The sequence below is a fragment of the Candidatus Omnitrophota bacterium genome (assembly GCA_023227985.1).
Taxonomy (GTDB): domain Bacteria; phylum Omnitrophota; class Gorgyraeia; order Gygaellales; family Profunditerraquicolaceae; genus JALOCB01.
On record JALOCB010000002.1, the window covers coordinates 58,106 to 80,249 of the forward strand.

Annotated in this window: 23 protein-coding genes and 1 pseudogene; all 24 read left to right on the top strand. The window is 48.8% G+C overall.

All coding sequences use genetic code 11. The features are described 5' to 3' along the window. The first annotated feature begins 55 nt into the window (after nucleotides 1-55). The 24 genes and pseudogenes from M0R35_00875 to dapB all read left to right on the top strand — a co-directional run bounded on the left by M0R35_00875 (nucleotide 56) and on the right by dapB (nucleotide 22,144). Nucleotides 56-316: a type II toxin-antitoxin system HicA family toxin gene (locus M0R35_00875; GenBank protein ID MCK9594215.1), complete on the top strand. Its 261-nt coding sequence runs from the start codon at nucleotides 56-58 to the stop codon at nucleotides 314-316. A gap of 27 nt (nucleotides 317-343) precedes the next feature. Beyond that, nucleotides 344-856 (top strand): type II toxin-antitoxin system HicB family antitoxin, encoded by a 513-nt coding sequence (locus M0R35_00880; GenBank protein ID MCK9594216.1) that lies wholly within the window; start codon nucleotides 344-346, stop codon nucleotides 854-856. Beyond that, a complete protein-coding gene (locus tag M0R35_00885; protein ID MCK9594217.1) occupies nucleotides 853-1,248 on the top strand; it encodes a hypothetical protein in 396 nt (131 codons plus the stop codon). Before M0R35_00880 ends, M0R35_00885 begins: the two co-directional genes overlap by 4 nt. Nucleotides 1,249-1,628: 380 nt before the next feature. Next, nucleotides 1,629-2,812: pseudogene (locus M0R35_00890) on the top strand (phosphoglycerate kinase). Between the two features lie 96 nt (nucleotides 2,813-2,908). Further along, nucleotides 2,909-3,682, top strand: coding sequence for a triose-phosphate isomerase (gene tpiA / locus M0R35_00895; GenBank protein ID MCK9594218.1), 774 nt, complete (start codon nucleotides 2,909-2,911; stop codon nucleotides 3,680-3,682). Next, complete coding sequence (gene secG / locus M0R35_00900) at nucleotides 3,682-4,092, top strand: preprotein translocase subunit SecG (protein MCK9594219.1); 411 nt, start codon at nucleotides 3,682-3,684, stop codon at nucleotides 4,090-4,092. The genes tpiA and secG overlap by 1 nt, the downstream gene beginning before the upstream one ends. Before the next feature lie 11 nt (nucleotides 4,093-4,103). Next, a complete protein-coding gene (locus M0R35_00905; protein MCK9594220.1) occupies nucleotides 4,104-5,729 on the top strand; it encodes a peptide-binding protein in 1,626 nt (541 codons plus the stop codon). 146 nt (nucleotides 5,730-5,875) lie between these two features. Next, nucleotides 5,876-6,847, top strand: coding sequence for an ABC transporter permease (locus M0R35_00910; GenBank protein MCK9594221.1), 972 nt, complete (start codon nucleotides 5,876-5,878; stop codon nucleotides 6,845-6,847). Then, entirely contained in the window at nucleotides 6,844-7,638 is a 795-nt protein-coding gene (locus M0R35_00915) for an ABC transporter permease (GenBank protein MCK9594222.1), read from the top strand. The genes M0R35_00910 and M0R35_00915 overlap by 4 nt, the downstream gene beginning before the upstream one ends. Nucleotides 7,639-7,643: 5 nt before the next feature. Beyond that, a complete protein-coding gene (locus tag M0R35_00920) occupies nucleotides 7,644-8,438 on the top strand; it encodes an ABC transporter ATP-binding protein (GenBank protein ID MCK9594223.1) in 795 nt (264 codons plus the stop codon). 2 nt (nucleotides 8,439-8,440) lie between these two features. Further along, a complete protein-coding gene (locus M0R35_00925; GenBank protein MCK9594224.1) occupies nucleotides 8,441-9,214 on the top strand; it encodes an ATP-binding cassette domain-containing protein in 774 nt (257 codons plus the stop codon). 57 nt (nucleotides 9,215-9,271) lie between these two features. After that, nucleotides 9,272-9,709 carry a 50S ribosomal protein L13 gene (gene rplM, locus M0R35_00930; protein ID MCK9594225.1) on the top strand — a complete coding sequence of 146 codons (438 nt, stop codon included), beginning with the start codon at nucleotides 9,272-9,274 and terminating at the stop codon, nucleotides 9,707-9,709. A gap of 1 nt (nucleotide 9,710) precedes the next feature. After that, nucleotides 9,711-10,109: a 30S ribosomal protein S9 gene (gene rpsI / locus M0R35_00935; GenBank protein MCK9594226.1), complete on the top strand. Its 399-nt coding sequence runs from the start codon at nucleotides 9,711-9,713 to the stop codon at nucleotides 10,107-10,109. Nucleotides 10,110-10,502: 393 nt separating this feature from the next. Further along, a complete protein-coding gene (gene argC / locus M0R35_00940) occupies nucleotides 10,503-11,531 on the top strand; it encodes an N-acetyl-gamma-glutamyl-phosphate reductase (GenBank protein ID MCK9594227.1) in 1,029 nt (342 codons plus the stop codon). A gap of 10 nt (nucleotides 11,532-11,541) precedes the next feature. Then, nucleotides 11,542-12,678: a bifunctional glutamate N-acetyltransferase/amino-acid acetyltransferase ArgJ gene (gene argJ, locus M0R35_00945; GenBank protein ID MCK9594228.1), complete on the top strand. Its 1,137-nt coding sequence runs from the start codon at nucleotides 11,542-11,544 to the stop codon at nucleotides 12,676-12,678. Between the two features lie 13 nt (nucleotides 12,679-12,691). Then, complete coding sequence (argB, locus tag M0R35_00950; protein ID MCK9594229.1) at nucleotides 12,692-13,546, top strand: acetylglutamate kinase; 855 nt, start codon at nucleotides 12,692-12,694, stop codon at nucleotides 13,544-13,546. A gap of 68 nt (nucleotides 13,547-13,614) precedes the next feature. Beyond that, entirely contained in the window at nucleotides 13,615-14,799 is a 1,185-nt protein-coding gene (locus M0R35_00955) for an aspartate aminotransferase family protein (GenBank protein ID MCK9594230.1), read from the top strand. After that, complete coding sequence (gene argF / locus M0R35_00960; GenBank protein MCK9594231.1) at nucleotides 14,796-15,710, top strand: ornithine carbamoyltransferase; 915 nt, start codon at nucleotides 14,796-14,798, stop codon at nucleotides 15,708-15,710. The genes M0R35_00955 and argF overlap by 4 nt, the downstream gene beginning before the upstream one ends. A 14-nt stretch (nucleotides 15,711-15,724) precedes the next feature. Further along, nucleotides 15,725-16,897, top strand: coding sequence for an argininosuccinate synthase (locus M0R35_00965; protein ID MCK9594232.1), 1,173 nt, complete (start codon nucleotides 15,725-15,727; stop codon nucleotides 16,895-16,897). Between the two features lie 65 nt (nucleotides 16,898-16,962). Then, nucleotides 16,963-18,303 (top strand): argininosuccinate lyase, encoded by a 1,341-nt coding sequence (gene argH / locus M0R35_00970; protein MCK9594233.1) that lies wholly within the window; start codon nucleotides 16,963-16,965, stop codon nucleotides 18,301-18,303. A 24-nt stretch (nucleotides 18,304-18,327) separates the two neighbouring features. Then, on the top strand, nucleotides 18,328-19,584 hold the full coding sequence (lysA, locus tag M0R35_00975; GenBank protein MCK9594234.1) for a diaminopimelate decarboxylase: 1,257 nt from the start codon (nucleotides 18,328-18,330) through the stop codon (nucleotides 19,582-19,584). 99 nt (nucleotides 19,585-19,683) lie between these two features. Further along, the gene (dapF, locus tag M0R35_00980; protein MCK9594235.1) at nucleotides 19,684-20,511 is read left to right on the top strand and encodes a diaminopimelate epimerase; all 828 of its coding nucleotides are present in this window, start codon (nucleotides 19,684-19,686) and stop codon (nucleotides 20,509-20,511) included. After that, on the top strand, nucleotides 20,504-21,382 hold the full coding sequence (dapA, locus tag M0R35_00985) for a 4-hydroxy-tetrahydrodipicolinate synthase (GenBank protein ID MCK9594236.1): 879 nt from the start codon (nucleotides 20,504-20,506) through the stop codon (nucleotides 21,380-21,382). Before dapF ends, dapA begins: the two co-directional genes overlap by 8 nt. 42 nt (nucleotides 21,383-21,424) lie before the next feature. Further along, a complete protein-coding gene (gene dapB / locus M0R35_00990) occupies nucleotides 21,425-22,144 on the top strand; it encodes a 4-hydroxy-tetrahydrodipicolinate reductase (GenBank protein ID MCK9594237.1) in 720 nt (239 codons plus the stop codon).

Sequence of the window (22,144 nt, forward strand, 5' to 3'; positions counted from 1 at the left end):
TCGATATGGACTTGAAAAATGGTTCCAGATATGGTATCATTGTGATGGAGAGAAGATGCCGGATATCTTCAAAATTTATGAAAAGGCTTGTGCTTCTTCGAATAATCTTTCTTTTCTAGAGTTATGTAACTTAGTAGAAGGAGCGGGTTTCGTTTTTGATAGGCAGAAAGGTACATCGCATAAGATTTACAAGCATCCATTAATACGGGATAGGATAGATGCAATGGTTAATATACAAGATGTACATGGCAAAGCTAAAAGCTGGCAAGTGAAAGTAGTCTTAGATTTGATCGAAAAATACGGCTTAATAAAATAATAAAGAATAAAAAAGGGGGCGGGCGCCATGGGGAAATATTCAATTAATATTGTTTGGAGTGATGAGGATGCTGGATTCATTGCTACTATCCCTGAATTTAAGAATTTGTCAGCTTTTGGAAATACTTATGAAGAGGCTCTGAAAGAAGCTGAAACTGTTCTAGAAGGCTATATTGAATCTCTGAAAGCCGAGAATGTACCCTTACCAGAACCACACAAGATATCAGAATATAGTGGACAAACTCGTTTAAGAATGCCACGTGATTTACATCAGGCAATAGCGTTAGGAGCGCAAAGACAAGGGGTGTCCCAAAATACTTATATGGTAATGCTTCTTTCAATGAATTATACGATTAATTCCATGTTGCCAATAATTGAACACGCAGGAGAACATATATTTATAACTCGTGTAAGTTCCCGGGGCGTTGATAATGACAAAACATATTATAACCCGCTAGTAGCTCATCGGAATAATTTAGTAACAAATGATAATACAATTGAAGTCAAAGGGTTGAATAATATTGTGAGAGGTGATTTATGATTAAAAATATTTGGACGGTGTTAGCATCTAATATTATAACTGATAAAGAAACAAATATGGTAAGTTATGTTAATTGTATTGAAATAGTTATAACTAAAGGTTTACCAGCGAAAATGCCAACTATTGGTATTGGCACTCTTTGGGAAAAAGAAACTGATCAAGATAATTCCTTAATGGTTAAAATAACATTAATTTCGCCCTCGGGGAAAATCAAAGATGTTTTTAAAACCGACAGTATACCTTTACCAGTTCGCCGACATCGGTTAAACATAATTGCTGGTAATTTGGTAGCTGAAGAAGAAGGTGAATATAAGATTCGAGTCGAGGTTATGGGTTTGGATAAATGGATTATTGCGAATGAAGTTCCATTTGTTGTTACGGTAAGAAAATAAAAGACAATAAGTAGAGTAATTAAATAATTAGCTAATTTGGAATGCCAATAAAAGAATTTGGCGGGAGTGCGAGCGAATGGAGATTTTAGCCAAAGCAGCTTGAGTATTTTGGGTATCCCGGCGGAGCGTAGCGACAACACCGGGACAGCGAGGATGTTAAGGAGCATTTGTTAGAATAAATGCGACGAGTTCCGCAACTGCCAAAATGCGAAAGACCTTTGGCGGCTCGATAGGGTAAAATCGACTTTGAGCGAACAACCCGGCAAATTCATTAAAATACCTTCCTATATCCGCTATCCGCAAAGCCGCAAGACCAGAAAATCTTTTGACAAATTAGCCAATTTCGTATATATTAATACTTTCTAATACTGGAGGAAAAGATGGCAAAATTGACTGTAAAAGACCTGGATTTGAAGAACAAAACTGTATTAATGAGAGCGGATTTTAATGTTCCGCTGGACGCTAACCTCAACATTACTGACGATACCCGCATCCGCGAAACTTTACCCACGATCAAGTTTATCCTTGAAAAAGGCGCAAAAAAGCTCGTTCTGATGAGCCATTTAGGCAGGCCGGACGGCAAAAGAGTGGATAAATACAGCTTGAAACCGGTAGCAGCCAAGCTGGAAGAATTACTCAAAGAAAAAGTAAATTTCCTGAATGATTGCGTTGGCCCGGAAGTCAAGGCCGGAGTGATCAATTCTAAGGAAAGGATTGTCCTTTTAGAGAACCTTAGATATCACGCAGAAGAAGAGGGCAATAACGCGGATTTCAGCCAGCAGTTAGCCGCATTAGGCGAAGTTTTCGTTAATGACGCCTTTGGCACAGCGCACCGCGCTCACGCTTCCACAGCCGGAGTGACAGATTCCTTAAATCCGCCGCTGGTTTCCTGCTGGAAAAAGAGATCAAATATTTAGGCGACGCGGTAAGCAATCCCCAGAAGCCTTTTATGGTCATCCTGGGCGGGGCTAAAGTTTCCGATAAGATCGGGGTTATTGAGAATTTACTGCCAAAATGCGAGGCTATTATCATCGGCGGCGGCATGGCTTATACCTTCCTGAAAGCCCAGGGCAAGGCTATCGGTAATTCCAAATTAGAGAAAGACAAGCTGGACCTGGCTAAATCCATCCTGGATAAAGCCGGCTCTTTGAAGAAAGAGATCGTTCTGCCGGTGGATCATGTGGTAGTTGAGACTGTGGACGCCAACGCCAAGTTCGAGATCACCTTGACAGACGCGATCCCTGATGGAAAGATCGCAGTGGATATCGGCCCGAAAACCATAGAATTGTTCAATTCCAAATTAAGCACGGCAAAAACCATTGTCTGGAATGGCCCGCTGGGTATCTTTGAGATGGACGCGTTCAGCAAAGGCACCTCTGAAGTAGGCAAATGCCTGGCAGGGCTTAAGGCAGTCACTATTATTGGCGGCGGTGATACCGCGGCCGCAGTGGCTAAATTCAAATTACAGGATAAGATGACCCATATTTCCACGGGCGGCGGAGCAAGCCTGGAATTCTTAGAGGGCAAGAATCTTCCCGGGATCGAGGCATTAACTGATAAATAAGATGTAGGGAGTTCTCATTCCGACTCGTAGGCATGCCGAAATGTATTTCGGCATACTCCTCGGAATCTCACTCCAAATAAAAACATAAGGAGTTCGATGCGAAAAACTATTATAGCGGGTAACTGGAAGATGTATAAGACCATAGGCCAGGCAATAGAATTGGCTAATGGTTTAAAGAGAGAACTTTTCAAAGTAGATGCCGCGAAAATAGATATCGTGATCTGCCCGGTGTTCACCGCGTTAAGCGAGACCGCTGAGGTGGTCGTTAATTCCAATATCGCTTTAGGCTGCCAGGATGTTTATTGGCAGGATGAAGGCGCGTTCACCGGTGAGGTATCGGTGCCGATGGCAAAGGACGCCGGATGCAAATACGTGATCATCGGGCATTCCGAGCGCAGGCAGTTCTTCGCAGAGACCAATGAGACAGTGAATAACAAGGTAAAGGCGGTATTAAAGCACGGGCTTACCCCGATCATCTGCTGCGGCGAATTACTGGCGGAGCGGGAGGGCAACAAGACTTTTGATGTTTTGACCGACCATATCCAGAACGGCCTTAAAGGCCTGAGCGCTGATGACGCCTTGAAATGCGTTATCGCCTATGAACCGGTTTGGGCGATCGGCACCGGAAAGACCGCTACCCCGGAGCAGGCCCAGGAAGCGCATAAATTTATCCGCGGTTTGCTGGAAAAGATGTATAATAAACAAACAGCTGACGCCATAAGGATACAATACGGCGGAAGCGTTAAGCCTGAGAATATCACGGAGTTAATGAGCCAGCCTGATGTTGACGGCGCCCTGGTGGGCGGCGCCAGCCTGAAGGTGGAGTCGTTCTCTGAAATTATCAAACAGGCAGAAAAGGTGAATAAATAATGACTATAATTCTCTGGATCCATCTTATTGCTTGCTTTGCGCTGATCGCTCTTATACTTGTTCAAAGAGGAAGAGGCGGCGGGTTCGTGGATAGCTTCTCCAATCTTGAATCAATGTTCGGCACCAAAACCAGCTCGTTTTTGACCAAATTGACCACAGGCGCGGCAATAACTTTTTTTCTGACCTGCCTGATACTTACCGGCCTGTCTTTGAAGCAGAGCCGTTCTTTGATGCGCGATGTTAAGAGCAAGCCGAAAGCGAGCGCGGCTGCTGCGGCGACTCCCGTGGCAAACGCCACTGCCGCTGCTCCGGCCGGACATACGCCTGCTGCTGCGAGCGCGGTGACTGAACAAAAGGCTCCGGCACCGGAAAAGGCCGCGGAAGAGACTAAGCCAGCGGTTAATAAATAAACATAAACTCAGTGGGCAATGTAATTCCTAAAAATATTGTTATCATAAGAAAGCTGCCAATCATACTGGTAGCTTTTTTATTTGTTTTGCTTGCCGGGCTGGCTTTCGGCCAGGATAGAGGGGATGCCGTTGTCAGCGCTTCCATAGCCGACGCCCGCAATCTCCTTCCTATGCTGGCTTCGGACAGCTCTTCCAGCGAGGTAAGCGGGATGATCTTTAACGGCCTGGTCAAATACGATAAAGACCTGAATTTGACCGGAGACCTGGCGCAAAGCTGGGAGGTGCTGGAAGGCGGTCTGGTCATTATTTTCCATCTCAGAAAGAACATTGTCTGGCAGGACGGGGTCCCTTTTACCGCTGCTGATGTGGAATTCACCTATAACAAGATGATTGATCCGCAGGTCCGGACTCCATACGGCGGTGATTTTGAGCGGGTCAAGTCCCTGGAAGTCCTGGACGACCATAATATCAAGGTAACTTATAAGGAGCCTTTTGTCCCGGGACTGGCCAGTTGGGGGATGTCCATAATCCCAAAGCATCTATTGGAAAAAGAGGACCTTAATGATACCAAATTCAGCCGTAACCCGGTGGGGACTGGCCCGTATAAATTAAAATCCTGGAAGCCGCAGGAAAAGATTGAGCTGACAGCCAACCCGAGGTATTTCGAGCATCAGCCGTATATCGACCGGGCAATTACCCGGGTTATCCCTGATGAATCCACGATATTTCTGGAACTGCAGACCCAGGGCGTTGATTCCTCAGGCCTGAGCCCTTTGCAATACAGCCGCCAGACTGACAGCGAGTTTTTTATAAAATATTACCGTAAGTTCCGGCTGCCGGGTTTTAATTACACATATCTGGGGTATAATCTGCGCGATTCCAGATTTTCGGACAAGCGGATCAGGCAGGCCTTGAATTACGCGGTGGATAAGAAAGAGATAATTGATATGGTCTTATTGGGATTCGGCAATATCGCCACCGGTCCGTATGTCCAGCAGTCCTGGGCGTATAACCGGTCGGTGAGCCCGGTGCCTTTCGATCCTAAAAAAGCTAAGCAATTGCTCAAGCAGGCTGGCTGGGCAGACAGTGAAAGAAGCGGCTGGCTTGAAAAGAACGGGAGGATCTTTGAGTTTACCATTGTCACCAACCAGGGCAATGAAGAGCGCTTGAAGGTCGCGGAAATAATCCAGCGCAGGCTTAAGGATATCGGCATCCGGGTAAAGATCAAGGTGGTGGAATGGAGCGTTTTCCTTTCGGAGGTGATCGATAAAAAGAATTTTGAGGCGATCCTTCTGGGCTGGAGCGTGCCCAGGGAGCCGGATAATTTCGATATTTGGCATTCTTCCAAGACCAGGGAAGGGGAATTCAATTTCATCGGTTACAAGAATGAAGAGGTGGATAAGCTCCTTCTGGAAGGCCGCAGGACCTTTGACCAGCAGGAAAGGCGCAAGATATACAATCGGATCCATACTATAATTTATGATGAACAACCGTATATGTTCCTGTTCACTTCGGAGAGTTTGTCCATACTGCATAAGCGCTTCCAGGGTATCAAGCCGGCTCCGGCGGGCATTGGCTATAATTTCATCGACTGGTGGGTCAAAACTGCCGATCAGAAATACCGAATAATTAAATAGGGGACGGTTCCTCGTTATCTAACCTATTAGCAGATATTGAGATATAAGAAGGCTCTTAGCAGGCGAAATGGCATTATTTTTGGCAATTGCGTGGTTGTAACTTAAGGAGTGGGAAGCGGTTCGGAAGCAAGGAACCGTCCCCTAAGATGAGCAAATATATTCTAAAAAGATTATTAGGGATGATACCGGTGCTCTTTGGGATCACTATTATCAGTTTTACCCTGATACATTTAGCCCCGGGAAAACCGACTACCCTTGACCAGGCGCTGAACCCTAAGGTCTCGCCGGAGATCCGGCTGAAGATGGTTAAGCTCTACGGTTTGGATAAACCTTTGGTCAGCCAGTACCTGGATTGGGTGAAGAGGCTTTGCGTTCTTGATTTGGGCCGTTCTTTCGGGGATAACCGGCCGGTCCTGGATAAGATCGTGGAAAGGATCCCTTTGACCCTGGCCATAAATATAAGTTCTTTGATCTTTGTTTTTCTGGTAGCCATACCTGTCGGCATAAAAGCCAGCCTTAAGCCGGGAAAGGGATTCGATAATTTTACCACTTTCCTGGGGTTTATTCTTTTCGCCATGCCGACTTTCTGGCTGGCTTTGCTGTTGATGCAGTTGCTATGCATAACTTTGGGCTGGCTGCCGATCTCCGGGATAAAATCCCTGGACTATGAGTATTTCACTTTAGCGCATAAAGTCTGGGACCGGGTATGGCATTTGATCCTGCCGGTATTTGTTTCCAGCCTGGGAAGCCTGGCAGTCATCTCGCGTTATATGCGCTCAAGCATGATGGAGGCCTTGAGCCAGCCATATATTTATACTGCCAGGGCTAAAGGCCTGCCGGAAAGCAAAGTTGTTTATAAGCACGCTTTGCGCAACGCCAGCCTTCCCATAGTCACGATCATCGGTCTTTCCATACCCGGGCTCTTGGGAGGGAGCGTTATTTTTGAATCGCTCTTCGCCTTGCCCGGTTTGGGCAGGCTGTTCTATGAAGCGGTAATGATGCGGGACTACCCCTTGATCATGGCAGAGGTGGCTCTGGGCGCTGTTCTGACTATGCTGGGTAACCTGATCGCGGATATAAGTTACGCTTACGTTGACCCGAGGATACGCTATAAATGAAAAATAATCCATATCTTATCTGCGGGATATTCATCATCGGCATTCTCAGCCTGGCCGCGATATTCGCTCCCTTGATCAGCTCTTATGATCCTTCGCAGATAGATAGCCGGAGTTTATTGAGTTCGCCTTCTTCAGCGCATTGGCTGGGCACGGACAGCCTGGGCAGGGACCTGTTCAGCAGGATGATCTGGGGGGCGCGGATATCTTTGTGCATCGGGATCATTGCAGTGGGCATATCCACTTTTTTAGGGCTGTTCCTGGGCGCTCTTGCCGGGTTCTACGGCAGGTTCATTGATACTTTGATCATGCGTTTTTGCGATATCATGTTATGTTTTCCCACGTTCTTTCTGATCCTGGCTGTAGTGGCGATATTAGAGCCGTCCATCTTCAATATTATGATCATTATCGGTTTGACCAGCTGGATGGGGCCGGCCAGGCTGGTCAGGGGAGAGATCTTGTCTTTGAAAGAGCGGGAATTTATCCAGGCGGAAACCGCGATAGGTTGCTCCGACCTGCGCATTATTGTCCGGCATCTGATACCCAATGCCGCGGGCCCGGTTTTGGTCAACGCTACCCTGGGTATTGCCGGAGCGATCCTGTTGGAATCCGGTTTAAGCTTTTTAGGCCTGGGCGTGCAGCCGCCTATGCCAAGCTGGGGAAACATCCTTATTGAATCCAAATCCACGCTGGGAATAGCCTGGTGGATAACTGTGTTCCCCGGGCTGGCTATTTTGATCACCATCCTGGGGTTTAATTTTATCGCCGAAGGGTTGAAGAAAGTCATCGGGTAAGTATTATGGATAAACTGCTGGAAGTTAAAAATCTGAAAGTCGAATTCCGGGTGGAAGATAAGTTCATCCACGCTGTTGCCGGCGTCGATCTGCAGGTCAATGCGAATGAAATAGTGGTCCTGGCAGGGGAATCCGGCTCAGGCAAGAGCGCGACTGCGCTGGCTTTGACCAGGATACTTCCGGCCAACGCCAGGATAACTTCCGGGGAGGTTGTTTTTCAAGGAAGGGATATCCTGGGGCTTACGGAAAAAGAACTGATAAATATCCGGGGCAAAGACATATCTTATATATTCCAGGAGCCGGCAAGTTATTTGAATCCGGTTTACACTATCGGCAGCCAGATATCCGAGGTGATTGTTCTGCATCAGCACAAGAGCAGGAAAGAGGCGGATGAATTGGCCCTGGGATTGCTGGAGCAGGTCAGGATAACCGAGCCCAAGAGGGTTTTCTTCAGCTATCCGCATCAGCTTTCCGGGGGGATGAACCAGCGGGCTTTTATCGCTATGAGCCTGGCGGGCAACCCAAAGCTTTTGATCGCCGATGAGCCGACCACTGCCCTGGATGTCACTATAGAGGCGCAGATACTGGAATTGCTTTCGCAATTGCAGCAGCGGATGAAGTTTTCAATGGTCTTTATCACCCACAACCTGTCCATTGCCCGCAGGATCAGCCGGCGGGTTATTGTTATGTATCAGGGGAAGATCGTTGAGCAGGCGGACACGGCGGCTATATTTAAGTCGCCGGAGCATTTTCATACCAAAGAGCTGATCGCAGCTTATGAAAAGATCGGAAGGATTTAGAAATGATCCTGGAGCTTAAGAACGTCACCAAGTCATTTCCCGGCCAGCAGGGGCTTATTAGCCGGCCGGGCCGGGTGTTCAATGCCTTGGACAATGTCAGCTTTAAGGTCGATGAATTTACCACGCTGGGGATTGTGGGAGAGTCGGGTTCAGGCAAGACCACTTTAGCCAAGATAATACTGGATCTTATCCCTTTGACTTCAGGCGAGGTTATTTTTAACCGGGAATTGATAGGTGATTTCCGCAAGGACGTGCAGATCATTTTTCAGAACCCGTATAACAGTCTTGACCCCAAGATGCGGATAAAGGAAATGCTCTTTGAGCCGTTATCAATCCATAAGATAGCGCACGGCAGTGCCCGGTTAAAGAAAGCGATAGAACTATTGCAAATGGTGGAAATGGATGAGACTGCTTTGAACCGTTATCCTGCGGAATTCTCCGGAGGCCAGAGGCAGATGATCTGCATTGCCCGGGCATTGGCCAGCGAGCCGCGGCTGTTGGTCTTGGATGAGCCGGTGTCATCTTTGGACCTGACCATTCAGGCCAGGATATTGGAGCTGTTAGCCAGGCTGAAACAGAAGTTCCGGCTTACCTATATATTCATCAGCCATAATCTGGGGGTCGTTAAATATATGGCGGATTCGGTGGCGGTGATGCGCGAAGGCAAAGTTGTGGAGTTAGCCAAGGCAGGGGATATATTCAGCAGCCCGGGGCAGGATTATACAAAAAGGCTGTTGGAGGCGGCTGCGCTGTCCCCATCAGTTGTGGCCTCATGAAAATTATTTTAAAAAAATGTTTGACAGAATTGCAAAGTATGATATACTTTTAAAACTATGCAAAAAACCTATTTACCTAAAGAAAGTGAAATTCAGAGAAAGTGGTTCCTGGTAGATGCTTCGGATCAGATCCTGGGCAGGCTTGCCTCGCGCATTGCCATGATATTGAGAGGAAAACACAAGGCTATTTTTACCCCGCATATGGACACAGGAGACGGGGTCATAGTCATCAACGCCTCAAAGATCAAGGTTACCGGAAAGAAGCTCTCGGATAAGGTTTATCAGAGATATTCCGGATATCCCGATGGCCAAAAAAGGATCACCATGGATACTATGCTGGCTAACAGGCCCGAGACAGTGATGAAGCTGGCTGTGCAAAGAATGCTGCCTAAAGGGGCTTTAGCCGAGAAGCAGATAAAGAAATTAAAAATATATGCGGGCGGTGATTATCCGCATGCGGGTTTAAAACCGGAAAAGGTGGAATTGGTCAAATAATATGGATAGCATAATCAAACATAACGCGGTTGGAAGACGTAAAGAAGCGGTTGCCAGGGTATTCCTTATCCCGGGCGGAAAAGGCAACATCACGGTTAACGGTGTGGCCGCGGATTCATATTTTCCCAGGGAGACCGACAGGATCATCATCAGGCAGCCGTTGCGGTTGACCAATACTATTGCTAAATACGATGTAGTGGTGAATATCCGCGGAGGCGGAATTACCGGGCAGGCCGGCGCTTTAAGGCACGCCATATCCAGGACTTTAGTGCTCGCAGAGCCGGAGTTGAAGGATATGCTGCGCAAAAACGGATACCTGACCCGCGACCCCCGTATGAAGGAGCGCAAGAAGTACGGATTGAAGGGGGCACGTAAACGCTTCCAGTGGACAAAGAGGTAAAGCATATTTAAAAAGATTCGCAAATACATTTAGTAAAGGCCATAAAGGTCCCGCTGGAAACAGCGGGATTTTTTTTTAATGAGCGCATAATTTATGGAGCTGCCGTCGGTAAGTTGGCAGAGCGACATAAATTATATGCGCGAATTAATCCAGGATGCACGCAAACCAGGCGTCCTGGAGAGGCCGTGAAACGGTTGTTTGTGGACGAGCTAAGCCGTTTGGCCGAAAAATCCGGCAGATACGAGCGCATCTGCGCGAAGTGTCTATCTGACGGGATAATACGACTGTTTTGTCGAGAAGGGCTATTTTAGCTTCCGACGAGAAAATACTTGAAAATATTTTTTATTACAGGTATAATGAATACCTGATTATAAAAAAATCCGAGGAGAGAAAATGAATATAACTGTGGATATCGTCGGGGCGACAGGCTACACCGGACAGGAATTGATCGGGATACTGCTGCGCCATCCCAATGTCCGGATCGGCCGCCTTTATTCTACCACCGACGAGCCGAAGAAACTTTCGGAGCTTTTGCCGCGGTTCAATAATAAGACGGACCTGGTCTGCCAGAAGCTGGATAAAAAAGCGCTGGCCTCAAGCGACGCCGATCTGGTCTTCCTGGCTATGCCGCATACTTATTCCATGGCGATCGTCCCCGAGCTGCTTAAGGCCGGTAAACGAGTGATCGACCTGGGAGCGGATTTCCGGATCAAGGATGCCAGGGTCTATGAGGAGTATTACGACGTCAAACATACGGATAGAGGGCTGCTTAACCAGGCGGTTTACGGCCTTCCGGAGATGAACCGGCAGAAGATCAAGAAGGCCAAGCTTATAGCCAATCCCGGATGCTATCCGACCGCGGCTATCCTGGGGCTGTCGCCTCTTTTGAGAGCCGGCTGCGTAGGCCTGGATTCTATAATAATTGACGCCAAGTCCGGGACCAGCGGCGCGGGCAAAAAAGCGGTGAAGGATTTTCTCTTTACCGAGGTGGATGAGGATTTCCGGGCTTATAAAATAAACAGGCATCAGCATATGCCGGAGATAAAACAGGAACTGTCAAGGCAGGCCGATAAGGAGATCCAGATAACCTTTGTTCCGCATTTATTGCCTTTGAAGCGGGGGATACTGGAGACCATATATGTAAAGAGCAACGCCAGCAGAAAACCCGATACGCAGGATATTATATCTTTGTATAAAAGGTTTTACCAGAATGAGCCTTTTGTGCGGATCAGGGAAGAAGGCCATTTCCCGACCTTAAAGGACGTGGTCGGCACCAATTACTGCGATATCGGCATAAGCGTGTCCGGCAAGGATATAATAATCATCGCGGTCATCGATAATCTGTTAAAAGGCGCTTCCGGACAGGCTGTCCAGAATATGAATATTATGTTCCGTTTTCCGGAAGAAGCAGCGTTAATATAAGGGGATTTTCGTGCGGATAATCAAGAAGGCTATTTTACCTGCGGGTTTCGCGGCCAACGGCATTAACTGCGGATTGAAAAAGTCCGGCAAGCCGGATCTGGCGGTTTTTTATTCCGTTGTCCGGGCTAAGGCCGCGGGTATGTTCACTACCAATAAAATAGCCTCGCCGGCAGTGGCGTTGTGCAAGAGTTACCTTAAATCCGGTAAAGGTTTTCACGCGGTCATCGCCAATTCCGGCAACGCCAATTGTTTCACCGGAAAACAGGGGATGTCTGACGCGGTCAAGGTGACCGCTGAGTCAGGCAAAATATTTAAGATCGGCAAAAGCGCGGTTTTTCCGGCATCTACCGGGATCATCGGAAAGCGGCTGGATGTAACCAAGATTACCAAGGCTTTGCCGGGTTTGATCAGCGGCGCGTCCGCCGCAGGCATAGAAAAGGCCAAACTGGCGATAATGACCACGGATAAATTTCCCAAAGAGGTTACCGCTAAGCTCAAGATAGGCGGTAAAGTAGTTACGATCTGCGGGGTAGGCAAAGGCGTGGGGATGATCTCCCCGAAAATGGCGACTATGCTGGTCTTTATTTTTACCGACGCGGCTATCTCGCAAAGGGCTTTGAAAAAATCCCTGACCGGCGCGGTGGAGCGCTCTTTCAACTGCATAACCGTTGACGGATGTATGAGCACTAATGATACGGTGATCCTGATGGCCAATTCCTGCGCCGGAAATAAGATTATTACTGAGACCGCGAATTTCAGGCCTTTCAGCGCTGCGTTGGATATTATCTGCCTGGAACTGGCTAAACTTATGGTCAAAGACGGCGAAGGAGCGAGCAAGCTGATCGAGATAAGGGTCAAGGGGGCGCGGAATGGGAGCCAGGCGAAGTCAGCTGCTTTGGCGGTCGCCAATTCCAACCTTTTCAAGACCGCGATATACGGAGAAAATCCGAATTTCGGCAGGGTGGTTGCGGCTGTGGGAGCAAGCGGGGCTGAGGTCAAAGAGGAAAAATTGAAGGTAAAGCTTGGGCCCCTGAATAAGAAGGAAGTCCGGGTTGATGTGGATCTGGGCCTGGGTAAAGGCGGGTGCGTTGTTTACACCTCGGACCTTACCCCTGAATATATCAAGATAAACGCGGCGTACAATTAGAAAAGGGTGATAAATGGAAGAAGCGATAAAGAAAGCTGAAGTTCTTATAGAAGCCCTGCCGTATATCAGGCAGTTCAAGGATAAGATCATCGTGATCAAATACGGCGGCAGTATCCTGGGCGAGGAGAAGATCAGGGAAGGCGTGCTCGAGGATATAGTTTTCCTGAATTTCATGGGGCTTAAGCCTGTTCTGGTCCACGGCGGCGGGCCGAACATCAGCGGCAGGATGCGGGCTACCGGCAAGAAGACGGACTTTGTGGACGGGATGCGCGTGACCGACGAAGAGACGCTGATGCTGGTCGAGGAAGAGCTGAAGAAATTGAACGACCTGATTGTTGGCGAGATCAAAGATCTGGGCGCGAAGGCGGTGGGTTTGAACGGCAGGGACAAGAATCTTATCCAGACTGAAAAGAAGAAGGCCAAGATCGACTTGGGCCTGGTAGGCCATATCGTGGGAGTGAACAGCAAGGCGATAAACGACGAATTACAGCATAACCATGTCCCGGTGATCATACCGATGGGCATAGGCCAGGATAAAAAGACTTACAACGTGAACGCGGATGAGGCGGCGGCGAGCATAGCCGCCGAGCTTAAAGCGGAAAAGCTGGTTCTTCTGACCAACGTCAAAGGGATCATGCGCGACGCCGAAGACCCGCATTCATTTATCTCCACGCTGACCGGCGAGTCAGCCAAGGCGTTGATCGAGCAGAAAGTCATACAGACAGGGATGATCCCGAAAGTAATGGCTTGTATGGATTCGTTGAGCAGAGGGGTAAAGAAAACACATATGGTTGATGCCTGTATTCCACACGCGCTGCTTCTGGAGATATTCACCGATAAAGGCATCGGCACTGAAATCGTTTTATAGATCGAGACCCGATCTCCTAAATCGTTGGGGGATGAAGCGTTAGAAGACCGGGTCTTGAGAAAGATGGGATGAAATTGCAGGAGATATTCGATACATATAAAGATTATGTGGCGCCCAGTTACACCAAGGTGCCGCTGATATTCGTCAAAGGAAAGGGCAGTTTCCTTTGGGATATCCACGGCAAGAAATATTTGGATTTCTTCCCCGGCTGGGGAGTAGGGTCTTTGGGGCATTGCCATCCCGGGGTAATGAATGCGGTCAGGGACCAGATATCCAAACTGATCTTTGTCCCCAATAATTATTACAATCTTCCGCAGGCTAAGTTGGCCAAAGAGTTGAATTACTGGACCCGGCAGGATTTTAAAGTGTTCTTCGCCAATTCCGGGGCAGAGGCTAACGAAGCGGCGATAAAGCTTTCCCGGAAATACGGCAACGGACGCAATGAGATCATCACCTTCGAGAATGCCTTTCACGGACGGACCACCGGCGCTTTAGCCGCCACCGGCCAGGAAAAATACATGCAGGGATTTAAGCCCCTGCTGGAGGGGTTCAAACAGGTAAAATTCAATGACCTGGACGCGGTAAAAAAGGCTGTATCCGAAAAGACCGTGGGGATAATGCTTGAACTGGTCCAGGGCGAGGGCGGGATAAATATCGCGGATAAGAATTTCGTGGCTGGTCTGCGCAAGCTTTGCGATGAGAAGAAGCTCCTGTTGATCATCGATGAAGTGCAGACAGGCATCGGCAGGACCGGAAAGATGTTCTGTTGGCAGAATTACGGGATCGTCCCGGATATCTTCGTCCTGGCCAAGGCTTTGGCCGGCGGATTGCCGATCGGTGTGATGCTTGCCAGGAAAGAGCTGGCTGACTTGTTTACTCCGGGCACGCACGCTTCTACTTTTGGCGGCGGACCGGTGATCTGCAAGGCGGCTCTGGCTGTTTTGACCGCGGTACAGAAAGAGAAGATGCTGTATAATGCCAATAGTATGGGAGGGCATCTTCTGAATAAATTAAATCTTTTAAAAGAAAAATACCCGGTGATCAAGGATGTCCGGGGAATGGGGCTGATGTGCGGGGTGGAATTATCCATACCCGGTAAACCGATAGTCGAGGCCTGCGTCAAAGAAGGGCTTTTGATCAACTGCACGCATGACAGCGTGCTCCGGGTAATGCCGGCTTTGAACGTGACTATCGGACAGATAAACACAGCGGTAAAAATAATGGAAAAAGCAATCAAAGAGGCGAAACTATGAAGAGAGACCTGATATCCATAAAGACATTAACCTTGGAGCAGATCAAGGATATATTCGATCTGACACATAAGATCAAGAAGAGCCCGAAAAGGTTCACCGGTGTACTTAAAGGCAAGACCCTGGCTTTGATCTTTGAGAAGCCTTCCAACCGGACCTATGTTTCATTCCAGGTGGGGATGTATGAATTGGGCGGCAACTCCGTATATCTCGGCCCGGCGCAGATCAAGCTTGGGGTGAGGGAAACCATTCATGACGTGGCCAAGACCCTGAGCCGGTATGTTGACGGAATTGTCCTGCGTACTTTCGCTCATCAGAACGTCCTGGATATGGCTAAATACGCCGGCGTGCCGGTGATCAACGGGCTTTCGGACTTGTCGCATCCCTGCCAGGCATTGGCCGATACCTTTACCATAAAGGAGAAATTCGGAGGCTTCAAAAATATCACCGTGGCTTATATAGGAGACGGCAACAACGTCTGTAATTCCCTGCTTTACGCCTGCGCTAAGTTGGGAGTAAATATCAATGTGGCGACGCCTCAGGGTTACGACCCGGACGCGGATATGGTCCTGGGCGCAAAGTCCGCCGCGGAGAAGACCGGTTCCAGGATAAGTCTTTTTCATAAGGCGCAGACCGCGGTGCAAGGGGCCAACGTGATCTATACCGATGTCTGGGCCTCAATGGGCCAGGAAAGCGAAGCGCAAAAACGCAAGCAGGATTTTAAGGACTATCAGGTGAATAAGAAACTGTTATCTCTGGCGGATAAGAATTGCCTGGTTATGCATTGTTTGCCGGCGCACCGCGGCGAAGAGATCTCGGATGAAGTCATTGACGGGGATAATTCCATAATATTTGACCAGGCGGAGAACCGGCTGCACGTGCAGAAGGCGATACTGGTGAAACTGTTAAAATAAATGTCTGAGGTGGTATAGTGAAAAAGATCGTGTTGGCGTATTCTGGCGGGTTGGATACATCCTGCGCCATAAAATGGCTCAAGGATAAAGGTTTTGACGTGGTCTGTTTTATCGCCGACCTGGGCCAGGGCGAGGATTTTCAGAAGATCGAGGAGCGCGGCCTGGCTGCCGGCGCTTCCAAGGTCTATATCAAAGACCTGCAGGATGAATTCATCAAGGATTTCATTGTTCCGTCATTAAAGGCCAACGCCGTATATGAGGGGAAATATTTCCTGGCTACGGCTTTGGGCAGGCCGCTGATCGCCAAGTATCTGGTAGAGGTGGCGCATAAAGAAAAGGCCGAGTACGTCGGCCACGGCTGCACCGGAAAAGGCAATGACCAGGTCAGGCTGGAGGTCACTACCGCCATACTCGACCCGAAACTGCAGATTATCGCGCCTTTAAGGGACTGGGAATTCAAATCCCGGGAAGAGGAGATCGAATACGCTTTGAAGAATAACATACCGATCGACGTCACCAAGAAAAAACCGTACAGCCTGGACCGGAATATCTGGGGGATCAGTATTGAGGCCGGGGTATTGGAGAACCTGGACCAGGAGCCGCCGGAAGACGCTTATATCATGACTAAGAGCCCGAGCGGAGGGTCCACTTATCCTAAATACATAGAGATCGCCTTTGAAAAAGGCGTGCCTAAGAAATTAGACGGAAAGACCTATAAGCTCAAGGAGATGATCGAGGAGCTTAACCGGATCGGCGGGGCTTTCGGCATCGGCAGGTACGATATGGTGGAGAACAGATTAGTCGGGATAAAATCCCGCGAGATATACGAGGCTCCTGCCGGGACCATACTTTATACCGCGCATAAAGAATTGGAGAGCCTGGTCCTGGACCGGGAAGTCGCCCATTTCAAGGAAATCGTCTCATTGAAATATTCGGAGCTGGTGTATTACGGGTTATGGTATTCTCATCTTAAGCAGGCCCTGGACAGCTTTGTGGAATCCACCCAGAAACACGTCACCGGCACGATCCGCTTGAAGCTGTTCAAAGGGAATTGCGCGGCGGTAGGCAGGAAATCAACGCACTCGCTGTATAAAAAAGAGCTGGCCACTTATGGCGCCGAGGACAAATTCGACCAGAAGCTGGCTGAGGGATTCATCAAGCTTTGGGGCATGCCGTATAAAAGATAGGCAAAGGTATAGGCATAGAAAAATTGAATGGTAGTTTTAAACCTTAAAATTTAAAAGAGGCGGATATGGCGAAAAAACTGTGGGGAGGAAGGTTCAAGAAGCCTATAGACAAGGATTTTGAATCTTTTCAGAAATCCATAGGATATGATCATGAATTAGCCAAGTATGATGTTTATCATTCGCTGATCCATGTCCAGGCCCTGGTTTATGCCAAGGTATTGACCAATGCCGAGGCTAAGAAGTTGACCGCCGCGTTAAAAGGCATTTTAAGCCAGATAGAAAAAGGCGCGTTTGTCTATGACCCCGATTCCGAGGATATCCACACCGAGATCCAGAACCGGCTGGAGGCTAAGGCGAAATCCGCGGCCTTGAAGCTGCACAGCTTCCGGTCTCGGAACGATATGGTGGCTTTTGACGAACAGTTCTATTGCTATGATCAGGCCGGCCGGATACTGGGGTTGATCGCGGATATAAATAATAAGGCGATACCGCAGTTAGCCGGAAAATATCCCAAAGAGCATATCGTGGGATATACCCATACCCAGCGGGCCCAGGTGGTAAGCTTCGCAGAATATATGAACAGCTTTGCCTTTATGCTCCACGCCGACTTCAAGCGGATATACGGGTTCAAACAGGGCCTTAAGGTTTCTTTAGGGGCAGGGGCTTTGGCCGGGAGCTTCATTAAAAAGGCCGATTATGACCGGGCGATCAAAAGCGTTTTGAACGCCGGGTTTATCGGCACCGCGGGGAATTCTCTGCATAATGTCAGCGCCAGGGATTTCATCATCGAATTCATGGCTGCGTTGGCCATACTGCAGATGCATATTTCGCGGATGGCCGAGGACCTGATCCTTTATTCGACCAAGGAATTCGATTTCCTGGACCTGCCGGAGGAATTCTGCACCGGCTCGAGCCTTATGCCGCATAAGAAGAACCCGGATTTTCTGGAATTGGCCCGGGGTTATTCCGGAAGGATATACGGTAATCTGGTCTCAATCCTGACCACGATGAAAGGCCTGCCTTTGACCTATAACCGGGATATGCAGCTGGATAAGGAGCCTTTATTCTCTTCGGTGGAGACGGTCAAGGATGAATTGAATATCCTGGCTAAATTCATTCCCGGGATAAAGCTGAATAAGGCCGCGGTTGGCAAGGCCCTGGAAGACGAAAGTTTATACGCCACGGAGCTGGCCGAATATCTGGTAAGTAAAGGCGTAGCTTTTAAAACCGCTCATGAGATCGTGGGCAGGCTGATCCGTTTTGCCGAAGACAAGAAGATCAAGATCAAGGGCATCGGCGATAGCGAACTGAAAGCCTTCTCGGCGCATTTGAACAAGCAGGTGATCAGGAAGGTGTTCGATCCGGTTTTTGCCTGCGCAACAAAGAGATCGATCAAAAGAAAATAGCTGGTTTCAACTCAGGGAGCGGATATGCATGATTTCAGGTACAAGAACGGGCAGCTTTACTGCGAGGACGTCAGGATAAAAGACCTGGCGGATAAGTTCGGCACTCCGCTTTACGTGTACAGCTACAACACTTTTACGGCGCATTTCCTCAAGCTGAAGAAGGCTTTTTGTGATGTAAATCCGTTGATTTGTTATTCAGTCAAGGCTAATTCCAACCTTTCGATATTAAAGGCCCTGGTAGCCAAGGGCGCCGGCCTGGATATCGTCTCCGGCGGGGAGCTGTTCCGGGCGATAAAAGCCGGATGCCCGGCGCAGAAGATCGTTTACGCCTCTGTAGGCAAGACCGATAAAGAGATCGAGGATGCCATAAAGCAAGGGATACTTTTCTTTAATGCCGAGTCATTGCCGGAGCTGGAGAACATCAACCGGATCGCCAAGAGGTTGAATAAATTCACCAATGTGGCCTTAAGGATCAACCCGGATGTCGAGCCTAAGACGCATAAATATATAACTACCGGCAAGCTGACCAATAAATTCGGGATCGATTTTGACACCGCCGCCGGGATATTGAAGATGGCGGATAAGTTCTTCTACGCCAGGATCAAGGGCCTGCATATCCATATCGGCTCCCAGATTACCGAAGGGGATTCTTTTGTCGCGGCGATCAAGAAGGTCACCGCGTTTATCTCTGCTCAGCGGGATAAGGGGCTGAAACTGGAATATCTGAACATCGGCGGCGGCCTGGGCATAGTTTATAACAATGAGGCCCCGCAGACCGCTGATCAGTTTGCCCGTAAGGTCATACCGATCTTAAAAAAAAGCGGGTTGAAGATCATTATGGAACCGGGCAGGTTCATTATCGGCTCAGCCGCGGCCTTGGTGGTCAAGACCCTTTACGTGAAGAAGACCCCGCTTAAGAAATTTGTGATTCAAGATGGGGGAATGAACGATTTGATCCGCCCGGCGCTATATGAGGCGCATCATGAGATCTGGCCGTTGGCCAAGTCCCAGGCGAAGAAGAGCAAGGTTGACGTGGTGGGCCCGATCTGCGAGAGCGGGGATTTCTTCGCCAAGGATCGGAATATCCCGGAAGTCAGCGCGGGCGATCTTCTGGCAGTGATGTGCAGCGGCGCGTACGGATTCAGCATGGCCAGCAATTATAATTCCCGGCGCAGGCCGGCAGAGGTCCTGGTCAGCTGCAAGAAAACGATGCTTATTCGTCGGCGGGAGACTTATAATGACCTGGTTCATAATGAGGTCATCGCGAGTAAGTTTGAGTAAGTTTAAGTAAATCTGCATATATGTAAGTAGATGTATAAGTAGTATAGATTAAATATAAGTAAAACCGAGTAAGTTTAGGTAAGTAGTCGGGAGAGGCAAATGGCGCAAAAGATCGATTTCACTAAATTAGTCGGCGCGGGGAATGATTTTGTCCTTATCGATAACCGCCGCCTTAAAATATACTTAAAACAAAAGTTGTCCGCGTTGGCTAAGGAGATGTGCGACCGGAAATTCGGGATCGGCGCCGACGGGTTATTGATCTGGGATAATGTTAAAGGCGCGGCTGCCAGGATGCGCATTTTTAATTCCGACGGCTCCGAGGCGGAGATGTGCGGTAATGGCGGCCGTTGTTTCGCTCTTTATGTCAGCCGCAAGATCAAAGGCATCAAAAGCTGTTTTGAGGTCAAGACTATGGCCGGCCTGGTAAAGGCGCAGGTAAACAAGGACGGGGTAAGGATACAACTGACTGATCCAAAACAAATGAAATTTAATATGCCTTTGAGATTGAACAACCGCTCGATCCGGGTAAATTTTATCAATACCGGCGTTCCGCATACCGTAATATTTGTCCAGGACCTGGATAATATCGCTGTGGCCCAGTTGGGCAGGCAGATCAGGTATCATAAAGATTTCGCGCCTGCCGGGACCAACGTGGATTTTGTGGAGATCGAGGATAAGGATTCAATAAGGATCAGGACTTATGAAAGAGGGGTGGAGGGTGAGACCCTGGCCTGCGGCACTGGGGCTACCGCGGCCGCTCTGGTTACCGCCGAAAAACTCAGCGCTTTACCCTTGAAAAAGATCAATGTGATCACCAAAAGTAATGAAGTTTTAAAGGTGCATTTTGAAAGGGAAGAGAGCTCATTCAAAAATGTATGGCTGGAAGGAAAAGCCAGGATAGTTTACCAGGGGGTATATTATGTTTAGCGGTTCTCTTGTAGCGCTGGTCACACCGTTCAAGAACGAAAGGATCGATGAAAAGAGGCTGAAAGAGTTGATAGAATTACATATCAATAACGGGACTTCCGGCATTGTCCCCTGCGGGACCACCGGGGAGTCGGCGACGTTATCTCCGGCCGAGCATGAACGGGTTATTGAGATCATCGTTAAACAGGTGAATAAAAGGATACCGGTTATGGCTGGGACGGGTTCTAATTCCACGGAAGAGGCGGTTGCTTTGACTAAACACGCGGCTGCCATCGGAGCGGATGCCTCTTTACAGATAGCGCCTTATTACAACCGGCCCACGCAAAAAGGCCTTTATCTGCATTTCAAGGCAGTAGCGGATGCCGCGGATATCCCGATCATCCTTTATAATATCGCATCGCGCACCGGGGTGAACATCGAACCGGAGACTATGGCAAGGCTGGCCAAAGAATGCAGGAATATAGTGGGCGTAAAAGAGGCCTCAGGCAGTTTAGAGCAGATGTCCCGGATAAGGGCGTTGTGCCCTGAAGGCTTCGACCTTATTTCAGGCGATGACGCGCTTACGCTTCCGCTTTTGTCCATCGGCGGCACAGGGATAATATCGGTAGTGGCGAATATCGTTCCCCGGGACGTGGCAGAGATGGTGAAGGAGTTTGAAAAAGGGGATGTCAAGAAAGCCCGGGAGATACATTATAAATTGCTTCCTTTGATCAAGGCGATGTTCATCGAGACCAATCCCATACCGGTAAAAACCGCGATGGGGCTTTTGGGGATGTGCGAACCGGACCTGCGGCTTCCGATGTGCGGGATGCTGCCGGAGAACCTGGAAAAATTAAAAAAGGCTTTGAAGGAATACGGACTTTTAAAATAGCCCTAAGCGGACAGCTGAAAGCTGAAAAGACGAGGTTGTTAAATGATAAAATTAGGAGTGGCCGGAGCGATCGGAAAAATGGGGAGAAGGATCATCGAAATGGCCCAGCAGGACAAGGATTTTGAAGTCGCGTTCGCGCTGGAGCGCAGAGGGATACCCGAGATCGGCAAGGAGATCGGCAGGCTGAAGATATCCTCCAATCCCGACGGGATGTTCCTGATCGATGTGTTCGTGGATTTTACCCTCCCCGAAGCCACCGACCAGCACCTGGATTATGTCGCCAGTTACAAGAAAGGCCTGGTCCTGGGGACTACCGGTTTGTCCGATAGCCAGATAAAAAAAGTCGAGGAAGTATCTAAAGTGGTCCCGGTGGTTTTTTCCCCTAATATGTCCATCGGGGTGAACACGCTTTTTAATGTCCTGCCGGAGATCGCCAAAAAGCTCGGCCCGGATTACAGCATAGAGATAGTCGAGGCCCATCATAAGTTCAAGAAGGACGCGCCTTCGGGCACGGCCAAGAAGCTGGCCCAGGTGATAACTTCGGTAACCGGGAAAACGATACCTACCCATGCCATAAGGCTGGGGGATATATTCGGCGACCACACGGTGATCTTCTGCGGCAATTCCGAACGCATTGAAATAAAGCACCAGGCGCATAACCGCGACCTTTTTGTGGTCGGGGCTTTGAAAGCGGCGAAATGGATCGCCGATAAGCCCGCGGGATTATACACTATGCAGGATGTGTTATTTGGGGGTAGATAA

Coding starts and splice junctions, on each gene's coding strand:
- M0R35_00925 (MCK9594224.1), top strand. CDS start 8,441: ATGATCCTGGAGCTTAAGAACGTCACCAAGTCATTTCCCGGCCAGCAG.
- argH (MCK9594233.1), top strand. CDS start 16,963: ATGGCGAAAAAACTGTGGGGAGGAAGGTTCAAGAAGCCTATAGACAAG.
- dapB (MCK9594237.1), top strand. CDS start 21,425: ATGATAAAATTAGGAGTGGCCGGAGCGATCGGAAAAATGGGGAGAAGG.
- argC (MCK9594227.1), top strand. CDS start 10,503: ATGAATATAACTGTGGATATCGTCGGGGCGACAGGCTACACCGGACAG.
- argB (MCK9594229.1), top strand. CDS start 12,692: ATGGAAGAAGCGATAAAGAAAGCTGAAGTTCTTATAGAAGCCCTGCCG.
- M0R35_00910 (MCK9594221.1), top strand. CDS start 5,876: ATGAGCAAATATATTCTAAAAAGATTATTAGGGATGATACCGGTGCTC.
- M0R35_00875 (MCK9594215.1), top strand. CDS start 56: ATGCCGGATATCTTCAAAATTTATGAAAAGGCTTGTGCTTCTTCGAAT.
- M0R35_00915 (MCK9594222.1), top strand. CDS start 6,844: ATGAAAAATAATCCATATCTTATCTGCGGGATATTCATCATCGGCATT.
- M0R35_00920 (MCK9594223.1), top strand. CDS start 7,644: ATGGATAAACTGCTGGAAGTTAAAAATCTGAAAGTCGAATTCCGGGTG.
- argF (MCK9594231.1), top strand. CDS start 14,796: ATGAAGAGAGACCTGATATCCATAAAGACATTAACCTTGGAGCAGATC.
- rpsI (MCK9594226.1), top strand. CDS start 9,711: ATGGATAGCATAATCAAACATAACGCGGTTGGAAGACGTAAAGAAGCG.
- dapF (MCK9594235.1), top strand. CDS start 19,684: ATGGCGCAAAAGATCGATTTCACTAAATTAGTCGGCGCGGGGAATGAT.
- M0R35_00885 (MCK9594217.1), top strand. CDS start 853: ATGATTAAAAATATTTGGACGGTGTTAGCATCTAATATTATAACTGAT.
- rplM (MCK9594225.1), top strand. CDS start 9,272: ATGCAAAAAACCTATTTACCTAAAGAAAGTGAAATTCAGAGAAAGTGG.
- M0R35_00955 (MCK9594230.1), top strand. CDS start 13,615: ATGAAATTGCAGGAGATATTCGATACATATAAAGATTATGTGGCGCCC.
- lysA (MCK9594234.1), top strand. CDS start 18,328: ATGCATGATTTCAGGTACAAGAACGGGCAGCTTTACTGCGAGGACGTC.
- dapA (MCK9594236.1), top strand. CDS start 20,504: ATGTTTAGCGGTTCTCTTGTAGCGCTGGTCACACCGTTCAAGAACGAA.
- secG (MCK9594219.1), top strand. CDS start 3,682: ATGACTATAATTCTCTGGATCCATCTTATTGCTTGCTTTGCGCTGATC.
- M0R35_00880 (MCK9594216.1), top strand. CDS start 344: ATGGGGAAATATTCAATTAATATTGTTTGGAGTGATGAGGATGCTGGA.
- tpiA (MCK9594218.1), top strand. CDS start 2,909: ATGCGAAAAACTATTATAGCGGGTAACTGGAAGATGTATAAGACCATA.